Raw genomic sequence first — 16452 nt, 5'->3', positions numbered from 1 at the left:
GCAGTTGGCCTGTTCAAAAGAGGCGAGAGCCTGTCATGGCGTCAGCTCTGTGATATGAGCCGCGATGCAGTCAGAAAAGTGGTGCTCGCGGCGCTGCTCATTGCGGTGGCAATGGTTCTGAGGATCTATGTCCTTGGTGATCTCCTGAGCCTTGCATTTGTGAAGGAATCCCAGCAGCGTTTTGTTTCACTCTATGCAGATCATGGCGTTGCGGTTATTGCCGCCTATATGGCGATGTATATCTCTGTCACTGCCCTTTCCCTGCCCGGCGCTACGGTTATGAGCCTTGCAGGCGGAGCCATTTTCGGTCTCTGGAGGGGCACCGTAATCATCTCGTTTGCAAGCAGCATCGGCGCAACCCTCGCCTGCTTCGGTTCTCGCTATATCCTGCGGGACTGGGTACAGAAGAAGTTCGGAGACCGGCTCTCTGTCATAGACAGGGGGATTGCGGAGGAGGGTGCCTTCTACCTTTTTACACTCCGACTGATACCGGTCTTTCCTTTCTTTATGATAAACCTTCTGATGGGTCTCACAAAGATACCGCTCAGGACCTTTTACTGGGTATCGCAGCTTGGCATGCTTGCCGGCACTATCGTCTATGTCAACGCCGGCCAGGAACTCGGCAAGATCGATTCTCTCAGTGGCATTCTCTCGCCGGGGTTGATCATCTCGTTCACCCTGCTGGGGCTCTTCCCTGTCTGTACAAAGAAGTTGTTTGACTGGTATCGAAAAAAACGGCAGAGGCAGAAAGCTGTCTGATATTCAGTAGATCGCTCAGCCGAGATGTTTCCTGATTGTTTTCGGGAGTTCCCATATCTCGAAATTTTCCTTGTCATGATATTATTCCTGCATTTTCCCGTATATCTCCTCAAAGCGCGAGGCTGTCTCCCTGAAGGCCTGTAGTATGGGGGGGTCAAAATGTGAAGGTAGTGTCCTGCCATCGCCTTCGGTGATTATCCTGTATGTTGTCTCGTGGTCAAAGGCCGGCTTGTATACCCTCTTGTTCCGGAGTGCATCGTATATATCGGCGATATTCAGGATACGACCGGTGAAAGGTATCTGGTTTCCTTGTAATCCATTTGGGTAGCCGCTTCCATCCCAGCGTTCATGGTGAGAAAGCGCAATCTCCTTTGCCATGGTAAGCCTGACGTGGTCGCCGATAATTTTGGCGCCATATAGCGGATGCTGCTTGACCAGTTCGAATTCCTCCTGCGTAAGTCTGCCCGGTTTTTTCAGGATTTCAGAAGGGATATGTAACTTCCCCACATCATGCATGAGGGCCTGAAGTTTAATGATGCCAGCGAACTTTTCCGGCATGCCGAGATGTTCAGCAATGAGGCCGCAGTATTCACCGACTCTCAGGATGTGATTGCCTGTATCCTCATCATTGACCTCAGATGCACGCGCCAATGCATGGACTGTATAGGCAAAGGCGTTGTCAGTATCGCTGACCTGATCTGACAGGGATTTCAGAAAAAGGCTCTGCATGACAATACTGTTTAAAATCGCAGCATCGTATTCAGTCACCTCTCTGCCATAATTAAACGCATGGATGCATATCTCCTCGCTGTGGTAACTGACCACATTCCTGACTTTTGTATACGCTGACTCGACCACGCTGATAAGTGGCCCGATGTCCGCAGCTTCAAGCTGTCCCTGATTTAAAAAGCCTGTTTGCGGTTCGCCACCTGGCGCAATAAGACAGCGCTTTAAGGGAAAGTCCAGGGAAACTCTTTTTTGCGCGTTGCCGTCAGCTTTGTACAATAACCACTGGCGTCCGTTTGTTTCATCCGAGATGCCGACGATAACCAAATCCGGCTTATCGTCATCCCCGTCAGAACGCCTGAGGATCTGACCTACAATGGCGTCTATCTTCGAAATCAGCTCAAAATTCAGCGGGTCAAAGGACGTTACCATCTCCTCTCCGAAGAATATGAGGTCATTGATATTGGCATAAGCACGATGGAGTCTGCTATGAAGCTCTCTTATCCTCAAAAGCATTCTTATTCGTGCCAATACTTCTGTATGATCAAAAGGCTTTGATATGAAATCTTCTGCTCCTGCTTCGATGCTCGCTATTCTGTCCTGCTTTGACTGCAGTGCGGTTATCATCACCACCGGGATCTCTCTGTATCGCGAATCCTCCTTGAGCATCCTGCAGACGTCAAACCCATTAAGATTCGGCATCATTACATCCAGAAGCACGAGGTCAATGGGATGTTCTTTAATCTTCTTGAGTGCCTCTGTTCCGTCAGATGCCTTAATGACTGCATACCCCCTCGGCAGCAGCATGGCCTCAAGGAGTTTGAGATTTGTCGGCTCGTCGTCAACGCATAAAATCACAGGATTTACGGGATTCATAATATCCCCTCATATATCGAAATAATGCGACCTTCAGGCATTCTTATCACCGTTATTGAGCGGTATCATGAATTTGAATTTGCTTCCCTTCCCATGCTCGCTCTCGACCCGTATCCGGCCGCCGAGTGCCTCGACAGCCATCTTGCAAAATGTCAGTCCCAGCCCCTTTGCAGCTCCTATCCCTTTTGTTTCGACCTGCATATATTTGTCGAATATCTTTTCATGATACTCCGGCAAAATGCCCAGTCCATTATCCTCAACCGTGAAAATGACGTTATCGTCAGCTTCATAAACCGACACGGTTATAATTCCTTTGCCCCTTGCGGTATAACGCAGGGCATTAGTCACAAGATTCTGGAGTATCCTCTCAATAAGCGCGCTATCTGAAGTTAATGAAATGTTGCTGCTCCTGTTTAAAACAAGACTCTTCTCTTCCAGTTCAACAGCAGCCCTGAACATATTCTCTATCCTGCCAAGCAATTCCCCGACACTGAAAGAAGTTTGTACTATGTTCATGGCGCCTTCTTCCATCCGTGAGATGTCGAGGATGGTTGATATCATGTTGGAAAGAGAGTATGCGCTGATATTTGCCTGACTCAGGTATTCAGCAACTTTATTATCACTGCCGTGCTTTAGGTCCATCGCCATCTGCAAGTAGCCCACGATGCACATAAGAGGACCTTTAAGATCGTGAACAATCATGGCAGTGAGGCTATCTTTTATCTTCTGAATCTTCTGAAGGTCATGGTTTTTTTGTTCAAGATCATCCCTGTACTGCTTCATCCTGAGCATATTTCTGCACTTAAGCAGCAGCTCCTCCTTATCCGCAGGCTTTGAAATGAAATCATCCGCGCCGGCCTCAATGCCCTTTATTCTGTCTTCTTTTGAACGTAATGCCGTGAGCATAATGATTGGGATATTTCCGTATCTTTCATCGCCTTTCATCGTCTTACAGGCATCAAAACCATTTATCTCCGGCATCATCACATCCAGGAGCACGAGATCCACACAGCTCTCCTTGATCATTTGGAGTGCCTCGGCTCCGTCAGATGCCTTTATCACCTCGTACCCCGCTGGAAGTAACATTGCCTCAAGGAGCTTGAGGTTTACCGGTTCGTCGTCGACGCAGAGAATGCAGTTGCCGTTTAACGCCTCAAGAACCTCATATCCCAGGTACTTAAGCACGTCTCGCATCAGACGCATGTTCGTAGGATTATCTTCAACAACGAGTATTTTTTTCATATTGTCCCCCTCCATAATAAGAGTTCAGGAGCCGGCATTCAGAATCCAGAATAAAGACATTATATCTTTTGCCGCTCATTCTGACTCCTGACTCCTGTATTCTGAATTCTGCTTAATCGGTATTACAAACGTAACCGTAGTTCCTTTACCTGATTCGCTCTCGATCCATACCCTGCCGCCGTGAAGCTCAATTAGCTTTTGGGCCAGCAAGAGACCGATGCCCGTGCCTTTGTATTTTTTGGTATAGACCGATTCAAGCTGCTGGAAGGACTTGAAGAGCCTTGGCATATCTTCCTGTTTGATGCCTATACCGGTGTCGGCGACAGAGATTTCGATAAAATCTCTGTCTTGTAGGGGCGAGGCGCTGCCCCGCCCTTTTTCCTGGGCGACCTGCCGGATCGCCCCTACATCAGAAATCAAAAGTGCTTGTACCCATACGCTCCCCCCTGAGGGCGTAAACTTTACGGCATTATCAAGGAGGCTGAACATGACCTGCGATAGTTTGCCTCGGTCTGCTTCTATCTGGATCTCAGACGGGAGATCTGTCTTGAGCGAAAGGGACACTCCTTTCAGATTGGCCTTCTCGTTGAACAGAAGAAGAGAAGATTTGAGAAGGTCATTAAGAAGAAACGTTTCCGTGATGACCTTCAGTTCGCCTGATTCCAGACTGGCAAACTGGAGGAGCTCACTATAGATTTCATTCAGTCTCTCTCCTCCTTGCTGGATTGCCTGCAGATATTCACGCTGTTGTTCGTTTAAAGCTCCGCTGATGTCGTCTAACATGACTTGCGAAAAGCCGATGATGGAATTCAGCGGTGTTGTCAGCTCATGGGACATGTTCGAAAGAAACTCCCCCCGTGCCTTGATGCCTGACTCAGCCATTAAAAGTGCCTGCCTCAGTTCATCTTCCTTCTGTTTCCGTTCAGTGATGTCCCGGCAGAGTGACAGTATCCGTGGCTTTCCATCCTTTATCAATACCGATGCGTTGATCTCAACCGATGTAACATTGCCTTGACTGTCAACGTAGCCGATTTCAAGATTTCTGATATAGCCATCTTTGATGCATGTTGCAACAGCCTTTTCATTCTTTTCGATTTCACAGGCTGCAGTCCATTCCACGACGCTTCTTCCGCATATTTCATCAAAATTATTGTGTCCTGAGAGCCGGATGTATATCTGATTCGCGTCAAGAACCCGGCCTTCGTGGTCAATAATTACATAACCGGTGCCTGTTGTTTCGACAAGCGAAATATACTTCTGCTCGCTTTCTTTCAGCTTCTCTTCTGTCATCTTGCGCTTGGTGATGTCCTGCCATGTGCCGACAATGTGGTCTGGTTCCCCGTTTGGTGTTCTTATGAGACGAAGGGTGTCTCCAAACCAGAGATATGTTCCCTCCGCACTTTTCCAGCGATACTCGTGATAATGTTCACCTTTCTCAAGCAATATCGGCAACACCTCGAATGCTCTCAGTTTGTCATCAGGATGGATATTGTTCGCCCAAAAGCCGGGATTGACGATAAAATCGTCCGACTGATACCCGCTGATGCGAGTTACGCTTTTGCCTATATATGTAGCGCAGAAATCTTCAGTAGCCCTGCAGGTGTAGGGGATGATCGGTAAAGAGTCCAGCATCAAGGAGATCTGATCAGTTGTCCTCGTCAGTTCGATAGTGCGCTCCTCGACCTTTTTTTCCAGCATTGCATTGTAGTTCAGCAGGGAATCCTGCGCCGTTTTTAAGTCTGACGTCATCCTGTTGAAGGATGCTGCCAATTCGCCGACCTCGTCCTTTGATCGTATATCGATAGCAACATTAAGATTTCCCTGGCCTATTTCCCGCGCGGCATTTTGCAACTGTTTGATTGGCTTTCTCACCAGGAACTCAAGGATAAGACCCGTTGTCAGAAAAAAAAGGGCCGATACAAGAGCAAGAATACTGAATAGCATGACCTGCTGCTTTCTGATTGCCATCAGCTTTTCAGTAAAACAGACTTTTACTGCAAGGTTGCCGAGATTTGCATCAAGATATCGAATATCCTGCTTAAAGGTCCTGACATCATCGTTTGTATGTCCCTTTGAAACCGTGACCTGATCCCCAGGATAAAGAAGCCTGCCTTGCGGATCGAACAGCTCTATGCCAACCCAGTTTTCATTTTTCATAAGCAGGGCGTCAAGATTGCCGTAGATTGCATCAGGCTGCCTGCTCAGAAGAAGGGGAACCAGACCTTCTGCTACGCTGTTGAGATGCGAATTGAGCGAAACCCGGTACGAATTCACGGCCCGTTCAAGAAATTGTGGCAGCCACAATGCGTATATATATAAGGCTAAGAGGAGGCCCGAAATTATCAGAGGCAGAAATATTTTTGTTCTCAGTCTCATCTCAATTATTCCTCAACCCAGAAAGTTTCACGTCTCCAATCTCACATCATGAAGAAGCCTGGAAAGATCGGTCCGCGCTATCAAGCCACAGGCAGACAGGATTTCTCTCAGCGCAGTCGCTCAAAGGTCCTGGCCGAGGAAAAAACGGATTCTCAACGCCAAATCAATACCCAGATCGGTTTTGTCAGGAACAGGCTGGTTCCGGCCTGGAGAGCAAGGTTCAGCGACTCCTTGTCGCTCAGGGCCGTAATGATGACTATTGGGATTGATGCTGTCGCAGGATCGCTCTTTAGGCTCCGGCAGACCTCAAAGCCGTCCATACCGGGCATCATTACATCAAGCAAAATGAGGTCGATCTTCTCTTTGCTGATCAGTTCAAGGGCCTCTGGGCCGTTCTCTGCTTTAATAACTTCAAACTCATTTGGCAACAGCATTGCTTCGTAGAGTTTAAGGTTTTTCGGTTCATCATCAAGGCAGAGAATTTGTGGTTTTGCAATATTCAATTAATTTCACCTGCTGCCAGCATCCTTCCCACCAGTTTTGGAAGTTCTCTCGTGTCTATCGGCTTGGAGATATAGTCGTCGGCCCCGGCTTCCAATATCCTGGCCCTGTCTCCTACCATGGCAAAGGAGGTCACGGCTATGATTTTCATGCTTTTTGTCTGCGGATTGTTTTTGAGTAACGTTATTGCAGTAAACCCGTCCATCACTGGCATCTGCATATCCATGAGGACCAGATCAGGACTTTGATCCTCCGCAAGCTTTATCCCTTGTTCGCCGTTTTCAGCCTCTATAACCTCATATTTATAAAACCGCAGAATATCCCGCAGCATCGTCCTATTATTATTATTGTCTTCAACAATCAATATCTTTTTCATCCTGTTCCCCCTTATCATTAGCCATATGCATTATCGGTATCACAAATACAAACCTGCTGCCCTTCCCGAATTCGCTCTCTATCCAGATACTGCCTCCGTGAAGTTCCACGAGTTTTTTTGTGAGCGCAAGCCCCAGGCCGGTCCCGGCATATTCCTTGGTATAGACTGATTCAAGCTGGGTGAACTCAGTGAACAATTTTGTAATATCTTCCGATTTTATGCCGATGCCGGTGTCTTCTACGGTGATTTCAATGTAATCGAAATCACTAAGTTCACAGTTATCAGTTCCGAGTTCGGAGACTTTTTCCCCTGAATTCTGGCTTCTTAATTCTGAATTCTGGCTTCGTCTCGCAGAGACCCGCACACTCCCCCCGTCAGGAGTGAACTTGATCGCGTTGCTCAGGAGGTTGAACATGATCTGCTTGAGTTTCCGTTCGTCAGTTTCGATCTCAATGTCTGCGTCCGGTTCTATATCAAGATTCAGTTTCAGGCAGTGCTTCATCGCCTTTTCCCTGAACATGGACAAGGCTGAATTGAGTGCATCCTTGAGCGGAAATGTGGACAATTCAAGCTCCAGTCTGCCTGCCTCGACTTTGGACAGGTCGAGGATGTCATTGATGAGATCCAACAGGTGCCTGCCGCTGCCAAGAATATCATTGATATATTCCTTCTGCTTGTCATTAAGATTGCCGAACATCTCGTCCTGGAGAACTTCAGAAAATCCGATGACTGAGTTTAGGGGCGTCCTGAGTTCATGAGACATGTTAGCTAAAAAGTCCGACTTTGCCTTGGTTGCAACATCTGCCTCCTGTCTCCGCAATTCGAGTTCTCTGTTGGCGGCTACAAGTTTGGCATTCATTGAATGAAGATCCTCTTCTGCCTTACGCTCCAGTGTTACATCACGAAATACAAGCACGACACCGAGGATTTCGCCGCCCTGGCCTCGAATTGGCGCAGCGCTGTCGGCTATAGGCCGCTCAGTTCCATCTCTTGAGATCAATGCCGTATGGTTCGCAAGACCCTTGATAAGTCCTGTGGCAAGAACGTCCTCAACCGGAATGACTGAGGGCCTGCGGGTCTCTTCGTTGATGATATGGAAGATTTCCTCTACTCTTTGCCCTCTGGCCTCTTCCTCTTTCCATCCGGTGAGCTGCTCTGCAATCGGGTTCAGCCGGACAATTCTCTGATCAACATCCACTACAAGAACTCCATCTCCGATTGACTTGAGCGTTACCGAGAGGTTCTCCTCTGCCGTTTTCACCGAAACCAACAGCGCTGATGCCCTATAAGCGAAAAAACCACCCAACAAAAGCATAAGTCCGGTAACAATAAAGAGTGCCAAACGTATCTTTCTTGCCGGTGCGAGAACAGCGTTAACCTGCTGTTCCACAACCACACCCCATCCCCAATTGGAAACAGGATGATAGGCGGCGATTACAGGCATTTTATGCACCGGACCTATCAATTTTTCGATGCCCTCCACACCTTTTAACACGTTCCTGACAGGCGGGAGATTCGAGAAATCTATTATTCTGTCCATAACATAATCAGGGTGATAGACGAGATTCCCCTTTTTATCCACCACATAGATATGACCCTCATGGATATGCTCTTTAAGTTCGTTGGCAATATTCAAGTTACCAATTGCATTTTTAATGAAATCTTCCCGGGGCTGCATCACGAGGCACCCTACAACATTTCCGTTATGGGTCATCGGAATTGCTATTGCAAAAAGATATCTCTGCGGCTCTGCAGTTCTCATGTAAAACTCGGACACATAGGGCGACCAATTTTTTGAGAGGCCCTTATACCAATCTCTGTGGGAGAAATCCTTGCCAATGGTTTCAGGTGTTAAGGGATAATTGTCGATCTGGACGCCTGCCGCGTCAGTTATGAATACCCGCTCAATGGTATTGGAATTTTCGATAAGGCTTAATAGATGCCTGTGCATCTCCTTTTTATCACCACGCAGCATACCTTCTAGGAAATAAGGCCTTGCTGCATACGATTTACCGAAGGATATTTCGCTCCTCAGTTTCTCCTCAATGGTGTGAGCCATGTATTGCGCAAGACGCTGGTTCTCTTTGAGCAGTCTTTCTTCAAAAACAGATGTTACTCCCGAGTAAATATATGCTGAAAGGACAAGAAGCGGTGTTGTTACAATCAATATCCCGGACAGCAGAATCCTCCATCGCTTCTGCAGCAGCCATTCCTTCATATAAGACCCCTGATCATACGGTTACCATTTTTCATATCCCCACAAAGATGCTCGCGGCCGCGTTACGTTCCCTTGAATGATTGATAATCAGGTCTGATGGTTGCGGTCCGCCATTATCCCCCTCCATTGCCGGTACTGTCTAATACATACCACCTTTCAAGCCGGATGTAAAGAGATATTAGAGTTCGTGTCGAGCCAAAGGATCGCTAATTTGCTATACTTCAGGAGAAAGCGGCATAGGGAAGGGTGCATGGCAAAATTCGATTTTGATATAGGAATTCTTGGCGGCGGCTCGGCCGGACTGACTGTTGCTGCAGGCGCAGCACAGTTCGGCGCAAAGACGCTGCTCATTGAAAAAGAAAAGGAGTTAGGCGGAGACTGTCTGCACTACGGCTGTGTGCCGTCCAAGACGCTGATCAAGACTGCCCATGTATATCATCTCATGAAGAATGCCCAACGATTCGGCCTTCCCCAGCCTGAGGTGATGCCTGTTGATTTCAAAGATGTATCGGGCAGAATCAGGTCTGTCATTGCACAGATCCAGAAGCACGATTCTGTTGAACGGTTCTGCGGTCTTGGCGCACAGGTTGAATTTGGAGATGCTGAATTTCTGGATGAACATCTGATCAGGGCAGGGGACAGAAAATTTTCAGCAAAGAACTGGGTTATCGCAACAGGATCGTCACCGGATATACCGAAGATAGAAGGGCTGGACAAGACGCCATATCGTACCAATAAAGACATCTACTATATCGAGTCACTTCCATCTTCGATGATCATCCTTGGCGGCGGACCGATTGCAATCGAGATGGCGCAGGCCTTCTGCAGGCTCGGCACAAAGGTCTCTGTAATCCAGAGGAGTGCTCAGATATTAACCCGGGAGGACAGGGACATGGCCGACGCGGTGATGCAGAACCTTGCTGCCGAAGGCGTAGCGTTTTATCTCGATCGGTCGATAATCTCAGTCCGAAATTCTGAGGCCGGGCGGGAAGTAGTGATGCGCAAAAATGACAGCAGGCAGGAAACGCTCATAGCTGATGAGATTCTGATTGCCATGGGCCGCGAGCCGAACCTGAAAGGTCTTGGCCTCGAAAACGCTGGCGTTGATTTTGACAACAGGGGGCTCACGCTCGACCACAGGCTCAGGACAACGCAGAAGCATATTTTTGGTGCAGGTGATGTGACCGGGGCATATCAGTTTACCCATGCAGCAGGGTACGAAGCCGGCGTGGTGCTTGCCAACGCTGTTCTTCATCTGCCGCGCAAGGCTGATTACACCTTCTTCCCCTGGTGCACATACACTGACCCTGAACTTGCAACCATAGGCATGAACGAAGCAGCAGCAAAAGAATCTGGCATTCAGCCTGCTGTATGGACAGAAGAGTTCAAAATGAATGACCGGGGCCTTACCGAAGGGGAGGGCTTAGGCAGGATCAAGCTGGTCCTTGATGCAAAGGAGAAGCCGCTTGGCGTGCAGATCCTCGGCCTCCATGCCGGGGAGCTGATAAGCGAATGGGTCGCTGCCCTAAACGGAGGCGTGAAGCTCTCTGCACTTGCCGGCGCAGTGCATCCCTATCCGACCCTGGCTGAGATCAATAAACGCGTTGTGGGTAATTACTTCTCCGGCAAGATATTTTCAGACAAGGTGAAGAAGACGCTCAAGTTCTTCTTTAATCTCAGGGGAAGGGCCTGCGGGTAATTATTGCATTATGAAGTCTGTCCGGAACCGCACGGTCGTCCGTTATGCAGATGTCGGATTTTTGGCTTTTATCAGCCCAAAATGGCCGGATGCGTGAAAATATTTCCGCCTCTTCAAGACCGTCAAAATCTAACCCCTTGATCTATTGGGAGTCTTATTGTGGCATAAATGATGCTGTATTATATGCGAAGGAATACCATGCAAAGACCGGTATCAGATATTAAGGCTGCACACCAGGAGGTCAGGGCACCGAAACCCCGTGCCTCTGTATCAGTCAGCAAGGGTTCATTCAGAGATCAACTTTCCGCTATCAGGAAAGATGACGCATTCCACACAGTCGTATCCCCTCTTCTTCGCAGCAAGGCTTACCACGCAGGAAAGAACCCGATGAAATTCGGCATTGTGCAGTCTACGCTTAAAGACTATGACCCTAACGGAAAGATAGCTCAGAACGTATCCGAATTGGACGAAAGCAAGGCGCAGCAAATTTACCGAATGATCTGGGAGCGGGCAGGCTGTAGCAGGCTCTCTCCTGAGCTGGCTTCTCAGCATTTTGCTGCCTATGTCAAACGGCCCAGGACAGCGAACGAGGCCCTGCAGAAATCCGGCGGAGATCCCGGGAATTACGCTGCTGCGGTCAAGGCAGCTAACAATAGAAGGCCATATGCAGATGGACACTCTATAAAACAGCCTCTGAGCGGATCTGCTGAAGTCTCAGGCTCAAATATGGATCTGCAGAAGAGCAGAGTGATAGCTTCTTTAAAGATAGCGGAGAATCCGGCAGTCAGGGAAGCAGCTATGGAAAGTTCCACAAAGAATGCAGGTACAGAGCCCGGCAGCTCCTCAAATGTTGCGCATCTCAAGCCCTTCAGGGCCTCTGAGGTTATTCAGAATATTCAATCTGATAACAGAAACGGTGCAGAGTTGCCAATCGCTGACAGTGCCATGGCAATATCGATCGAAAAGAGGGACTTTCAATCTGGAATGAATGCATACGAGCGGGCCAAATCAGGCAAGGCTCTGGCCGATGGTATGTTCGTCAAACTGAGAATACCGTTTTAACCGTATCTTCCGGGATTTCTGCTTTTTGAATCTGCAGTTTGTTCTTGACGACCCCATCTTTTGCCCATAAAATTAGAAACAGAACGTATGCTGCGTGATCGAACGCCCCAAAGGAAGGCAGATGGAACATACAGAACATTCAGAGAGGCAACACCGCATTATTCTGAAGAGGATTGCCCACCGGGTGATGCTTGAGAAGGGGCTTCTTCCTGAATTCTCGAAAGAAGCAGAAGAACAGCTTGCGGCCATCACCGCACCAGCAGCGGCTGACTATGATCAGGCCCGGAACCTCAGAGACCTTCTTTGGGCCTCTATTGACAATGACGATTCCCGTGACCTTGACCAGCTTACGGTTGCCGAAAAGATGCCGGATGGAGGCACCAAACTCCTGATCGCCGTGGCTGATGTGGACGCTATCATCAAAGTCGGCTCAGCCATTGATGCGCATGCAAAGCATAACACCACCTCTGTGTATACTGATGCCGAGATATTCCCGATGCTCCCTGAGAAGCTTTGTACTGACCTTTCCTCCCTGAACTTTCATGAGGACAGGCTTGCGATTGTGATCGAGATCACTATTTCGGGCGACGGGACACTCAAATCATCTGACCTCTATCGTGCAACGGTCAGGAACAAGGCAAAACTCGCGTATAACAGTGTTGCTGCCTGGCTGGAGGGTGACGGCCCTTTGCCTGAGGCCGCTGCAGCGGTTGAAGGTCTTGCGGAAAATCTTCAGTTGCAGGATCAGGCAGCGCAGAAGATGAAGGCATACCGGCATGAACATGGCGCATTGAACTTCGAGACCATCCAGACCCGGGCATTATTTGACAATGATGAGATACGGGACCTCGAAGAACGCAGGCGAAACCGTGCCATGGATATTATCGAAGATTTCATGGTTGCGGCAAACGGCGTAACGGCGCGGTATCTTGGCTCCAAAAAGTTTCCTTCCCTGCGGCGTGTTGTCCGTATTCCCAAGAGATGGGAGCGGATCGTTGAGGTTGCTGCTGAGCATGATTACACGCTTCCCCAAAGGCCGGATTCAAAGGCGCTTGAGCAGTTTCTGGTGAAGGCAAAGGCTGACGACCCTCTGAGGTTTCCGGACCTTTCACTCACCATCATCAAACTGATGGGTGCCGGCGAATATGTTGCCGAATTTCCCGGTCAGACTGCTCCCGGCCACTTTGGACTGGCAGTTAAGGACTATTCCCATTCTACCGCTCCCAATCGTCGTTATCCAGATCTGATAACCCACCGGCTTCTGAAGGCTGCCTTGTCAGCGGAAGCGGTCCCTTATCAGAAAGAGGATCTTGAGGCATTGGCTCAGCACTGCACAGAGCAGGAGGATGCTGCCAACAAGGTGGAGCGGCAGGTAGGCAAGTCGGCTGCCGCACTTCTGCTGGAATCAAGGGTCGGGGAAAAGTTCGATGCGATTGTGACGGGCGCTGCTGACAAGGGAACATGGGTACGCATATTCCATCCGCCTGTGGAGGGTAAGCTGATGGAGGGGTTTAAAGGCGTGGATGTAGGAGACAAGATTCGGGTGCAACTTGTGCGCACGGATGTTGACCGGGGCTTCATAGATTTCAGAAAAGTCAGGGGGAGGTAGAGCATGCTTGAAAAGCAGAACCCGGTAAAGACTGCTGCATGGAAAGAGCTGAAGGCGCATTTCAGTGTGATGAAAGACCGGCAGATGAAAGACCTGTTTGGCGAAGAACCCAACCGGTTTCAGAAGTATTCCCTTTGGTTTGAGGATATGCTCTTCGATTACTCGAAAAATATCATGAACGAGGAGACGCTGCCGCTCCTGGTTAATCTTGCCCGTGAAGCCGGCGTTACCGGCGCTGTTGAGAAGATGTTTTCAGGCGAACGGATCAACGAGACTGAAGATCGTGCGGCGCTTCATACCGCGCTTAGAAACCGCTCAAATACACCTGTTGTCATAAACAATAAAGATATCATGCCTGAGGTGAATGCTGTTTTGGGTCAGATCGAACGCTTTTCCTTGAAGGTCATTGACGGATCATGGAAGGGCTATACCAACAAGCCGGTGACCGATATCGTGAACATCGGCATCGGAGGCTCTGACCTGGGCCCGGTCATGGTTACCGAGGCGCTCATGCCGTACCGCAAGCCACATATCAGGACACACTTTGTCTCAAACATTGACGGCAGCCATATTGCTGAGACCCTGAAGGAGCTTTCCCCTGAAACGACCCTTTTTATGATCGCATCGAAGACTTTCACCACGCAGGAGACGATGACCAATGCCCACACGGCACGCAGATGGTTTCTTGAGGCTGCGAAGGATGAATCGCATATAAAAAAGCATTTCGTGGCGATCTCAACCAACGAGCCTGAAGTGCAGAAATTTGGCATAGCGCCTGAAAATATGTTTGTGTTTTGGGACTGGGTCGGCGGCAGATATTCCCTCTGGTCGGCCATCGGGCTTTCGATTGCCTGCTCAATCGGCTTCGACCATTTCCGGGAACTGCTTGAAGGCGGCCATGCCATGGACCGGCATTTCAGGGAGACACCTCTTGACCGGAACATACCGGTAATCCTCGCGCTGCTTGGCATCTGGTATAACAATTTTTTTGGCACAGAGACCCACGCGCTCCTGCCGTATGACCAGTATATGCACAGGTTCCCGGCCTATTTTCAGCAGGGAGATATGGAGAGCAGCGGCAAAAGCATCGACCGGAAGGGAAGGGAGGTATCGTATCAGACCGGGCCGGTGATCTGGGGAGAGCCCGGCACGAACGGCCAGCATGCCTTTTACCAGCTCATTCACCAGGGCACTAAAATGATACCCTGCGATTTTATTGCGCCTGCCATCAGCCATAACCCGTTGGGCGATCATCATGACATACTGCTTTCGAACTTCTTTGCCCAGACCGAGGCGCTCATGAAGGGCAAGACATACGACGAGGTGGCCGCTGAATTGGCTGCCTCAGGCAAGTCCGCAAAAGAGATTAAAAGGCTCGCGCCTTTCAGGGTTTTTAGCGGCAACCGGCCTACCAATTCGATTCTTCTGAAGAAGGTCACGCCCAGAACGCTCGGCAGCCTGATTGCGATGTACGAGCATAAGATCTTTGTTCAGGGCGTAATCTGGAACATCTTCAGCTTTGATCAGTGGGGCGTTGAACTCGGCAAGGTGCTCGCAAAGAAGATACTTGCGGAGATGCAGAGCGGTTCTGAGGTCACCTCCCACGACGCATCAACCAACGGCCTGATCAATGTCTGGAAAGAGATGAGAGGAGAGGGCAGATAGCAGGTGATTAGTTTGGAAGACATTCAATGAAACTTGACCTCAGAATATCAAGGTCAGTCTGCGAAAAGTACCCTGCTATAAGCCCATGTTTTGGCAAGTTGGCTTTTAGTCCGTAATAACAGCAAATACCTTTTGCCAGAAACATTACCCTTTGATTTTGCTTACTTTAGTCTTCCCAAGCTCAGAGGGCTATGCTATCATCTTGCGATGAGACCCAGTAAAAACCAAGTTGGTAGAGTAATTGAAGGGCGAGAGAAATAAAGATGTCCCTGCCCACAATAACAGATGATACAATGGGCAGTGACAATGAATACCAATAGGGAGGCCCCCGCCCTTCATAGGGCGCTGGGCTTGCTCCCAGCATCTCGCTGTCCGGCCTCTGATAGAGGCCGCCCATCAATCCGCTGGAGCGCACTGCTTCCTGCAGGCTACCGGACCTTCCGTCCTCCCGCCTCCGTCGCAGTCGCTCAGCGCCCTATGTTAGCGCAATAATATGAATAAAATATCACGGCATAAAACTGCAAAAATAACCTTAATCGCATTCTATTTAATGCAAGCTATATTTGCCTCAATACCAAGCTACAAGGATTTAACTTTCCGACTTTGTGGTCTCAGCGGGATATTATTGGCTACAACATTGATATTAATTCCAGCTCTAGTTGCATATGAAAAAAAGAAATATTCGGCTAGTACAGCTGCTGCCGTAGCATTATTGCCATTTGTAATATATGCAAACATTCCTGAATTTGTTTTGCCATATAGAGGTGGTGGTGCCTCCATGTCATACGTAATTGTCTTCCTTTTTGGATTGCCAATTTCCATTGTGATAGCAATTTCCTACAGCATGACAGAGAAATCTAATGAAAAATAAGACAGGCGCTAACACCAGCATCCAGCCGACCGCGAATAAGCGTGGCGCGTTTTTCATTCAAGCGTATGTGGCGCGCGTCGGCTGATGCACCTCGTTATCAGGTCGGACGAGCCCAGTCCCGAAATAGAGACAGAAGATAAATGTCAGATAATAGCGAACAAATAAAACTCCTAAAGAAGATTGGCATCATCTTGATCGGGCTTGCCGTTGTGGGATTTCTTTTTTTTGGTAATATCTGGTTGAATCCAAAGTCATGGGCATACATATTCGGTCAAAATCCTCCATCGGAGATTGCGATATGGTTCGTAACAATTAGTACAGCTTTTTATTTGATTGCGGGAATGGGAATATTGAGATTTTCGAAATGGGGTTATTTCTTGTTCAAATTTATTCTTTACACTCTTGTCCTAGCTTTTCCTGTCGGCACTATTATTTCATATAAGACTCTAAATTATTTAAAAAAACATCAGGT

The 16452-nt window shown here is 48.7% G+C and carries 12 protein-coding genes; 6 read left to right on the top strand and 6 right to left on the bottom strand.

Translation table 11 applies throughout. The annotated features are described in order from the left end of the window. Positions 1–54: 54 nt before the first annotated feature. Complete coding sequence (locus tag HZB31_13355) at positions 55–759, top strand: TVP38/TMEM64 family protein (GenBank protein ID MBI5848906.1); 705 nt, start codon at positions 55–57, stop codon at positions 757–759. A gap of 81 nt (positions 760–840) precedes the next feature. On the opposite strand, the gene HZB31_13350 is transcribed toward HZB31_13355, so the two are convergent. The 6 genes from HZB31_13350 to HZB31_13325 form a co-directional block, all read right to left on the bottom strand. Next, entirely contained in the window at positions 841–2361 is a 1521-nt protein-coding gene (locus HZB31_13350; GenBank protein MBI5848905.1) for a response regulator, read from the bottom strand. A 33-nt stretch (positions 2362–2394) separates the two neighbouring features. Further along, positions 2395–3603 carry a response regulator gene (locus tag HZB31_13345; protein MBI5848904.1) on the bottom strand — a complete coding sequence of 403 codons (1209 nt, stop codon included), beginning with the start codon at positions 3601–3603 and terminating at the stop codon, positions 2395–2397. 75 nt (positions 3604–3678) lie between these two features. After that, on the bottom strand, positions 3679–5877 hold the full coding sequence (locus HZB31_13340; protein MBI5848903.1) for a PAS domain S-box protein: 2199 nt from the start codon (positions 5875–5877) through the stop codon (positions 3679–3681). A gap of 254 nt (positions 5878–6131) precedes the next feature. Beyond that, on the bottom strand, positions 6132–6476 hold the full coding sequence (locus HZB31_13335) for a response regulator (GenBank protein MBI5848902.1): 345 nt from the start codon (positions 6474–6476) through the stop codon (positions 6132–6134). 2 nt (positions 6477–6478) lie between these two features. Further along, positions 6479–6856, bottom strand: a complete 378-nt coding sequence (locus HZB31_13330; protein ID MBI5848901.1) for a response regulator — start codon at positions 6854–6856, stop codon at positions 6479–6481. Next, positions 6834–9074 (bottom strand): PAS domain S-box protein, encoded by a 2241-nt coding sequence (locus HZB31_13325; protein ID MBI5848900.1) that lies wholly within the window; start codon positions 9072–9074, stop codon positions 6834–6836. The genes HZB31_13330 and HZB31_13325 overlap by 23 nt, the downstream gene beginning before the upstream one ends. A gap of 250 nt (positions 9075–9324) precedes the next feature. Between HZB31_13325 and HZB31_13320 the strand changes: the two genes are divergently transcribed. The 5 genes from HZB31_13320 (at position 9325) to HZB31_13300 (ending at position 15980) form a co-directional block, all read left to right on the top strand. Continuing rightward, on the top strand, positions 9325–10773 hold the full coding sequence (locus HZB31_13320; protein MBI5848899.1) for an FAD-dependent oxidoreductase: 1449 nt from the start codon (positions 9325–9327) through the stop codon (positions 10771–10773). Positions 10774–10971: 198 nt separating this feature from the next. Next, positions 10972–11835, top strand: coding sequence for a hypothetical protein (locus HZB31_13315; GenBank protein ID MBI5848898.1), 864 nt, complete (start codon positions 10972–10974; stop codon positions 11833–11835). 121 nt (positions 11836–11956) lie between these two features. Next, positions 11957–13444 carry an RNB domain-containing ribonuclease gene (locus HZB31_13310; protein MBI5848897.1) on the top strand — a complete coding sequence of 496 codons (1488 nt, stop codon included), beginning with the start codon at positions 11957–11959 and terminating at the stop codon, positions 13442–13444. A gap of 3 nt (positions 13445–13447) precedes the next feature. Further along, complete coding sequence (gene pgi / locus HZB31_13305) at positions 13448–15109, top strand: glucose-6-phosphate isomerase (protein MBI5848896.1); 1662 nt, start codon at positions 13448–13450, stop codon at positions 15107–15109. Between the two features lie 493 nt (positions 15110–15602). Further along, entirely contained in the window at positions 15603–15980 is a 378-nt protein-coding gene (locus HZB31_13300) for a hypothetical protein (protein MBI5848895.1), read from the top strand. Positions 15981–16452: the final 472 nt, after the last annotated feature.

This window comes from Nitrospirota bacterium, from assembly GCA_016235245.1.
Lineage (GTDB): Bacteria > Nitrospirota > Thermodesulfovibrionia > Thermodesulfovibrionales > UBA6898 > UBA6898.
The sequence above is the reverse complement of the archived record's forward strand: the minus strand, read 5'-3'. Positions and strand labels throughout refer to the sequence as shown.

Excerpts from the sequence above, each read along its gene's own strand:
- HZB31_13355 (MBI5848906.1), top strand. The coding sequence starts at position 55 with ATGAGCCGCGATGCAGTCAGAAAAGTGGTGCTCGCGGCGCTGCTCATT.
- HZB31_13350 (MBI5848905.1), bottom strand. The coding sequence starts at position 2,361 with ATGAATCCCGTAAATCCTGTGATTTTATGCGTTGACGACGAGCCGACA.
- HZB31_13345 (MBI5848904.1), bottom strand. The coding sequence starts at position 3,603 with ATGAAAAAAATACTCGTTGTTGAAGATAATCCTACGAACATGCGTCTG.
- HZB31_13330 (MBI5848901.1), bottom strand. The coding sequence starts at position 6,856 with ATGAAAAAGATATTGATTGTTGAAGACAATAATAATAATAGGACGATG.
- HZB31_13325 (MBI5848900.1), bottom strand. The coding sequence starts at position 9,074 with ATGAAGGAATGGCTGCTGCAGAAGCGATGGAGGATTCTGCTGTCCGGG.
- HZB31_13320 (MBI5848899.1), top strand. The coding sequence starts at position 9,325 with ATGGCAAAATTCGATTTTGATATAGGAATTCTTGGCGGCGGCTCGGCC.
- HZB31_13315 (MBI5848898.1), top strand. The coding sequence starts at position 10,972 with ATGCAAAGACCGGTATCAGATATTAAGGCTGCACACCAGGAGGTCAGG.
- HZB31_13310 (MBI5848897.1), top strand. The coding sequence starts at position 11,957 with ATGGAACATACAGAACATTCAGAGAGGCAACACCGCATTATTCTGAAG.
- pgi (MBI5848896.1), top strand. The coding sequence starts at position 13,448 with ATGCTTGAAAAGCAGAACCCGGTAAAGACTGCTGCATGGAAAGAGCTG.
- HZB31_13300 (MBI5848895.1), top strand. The coding sequence starts at position 15,603 with ATGAATAAAATATCACGGCATAAAACTGCAAAAATAACCTTAATCGCA.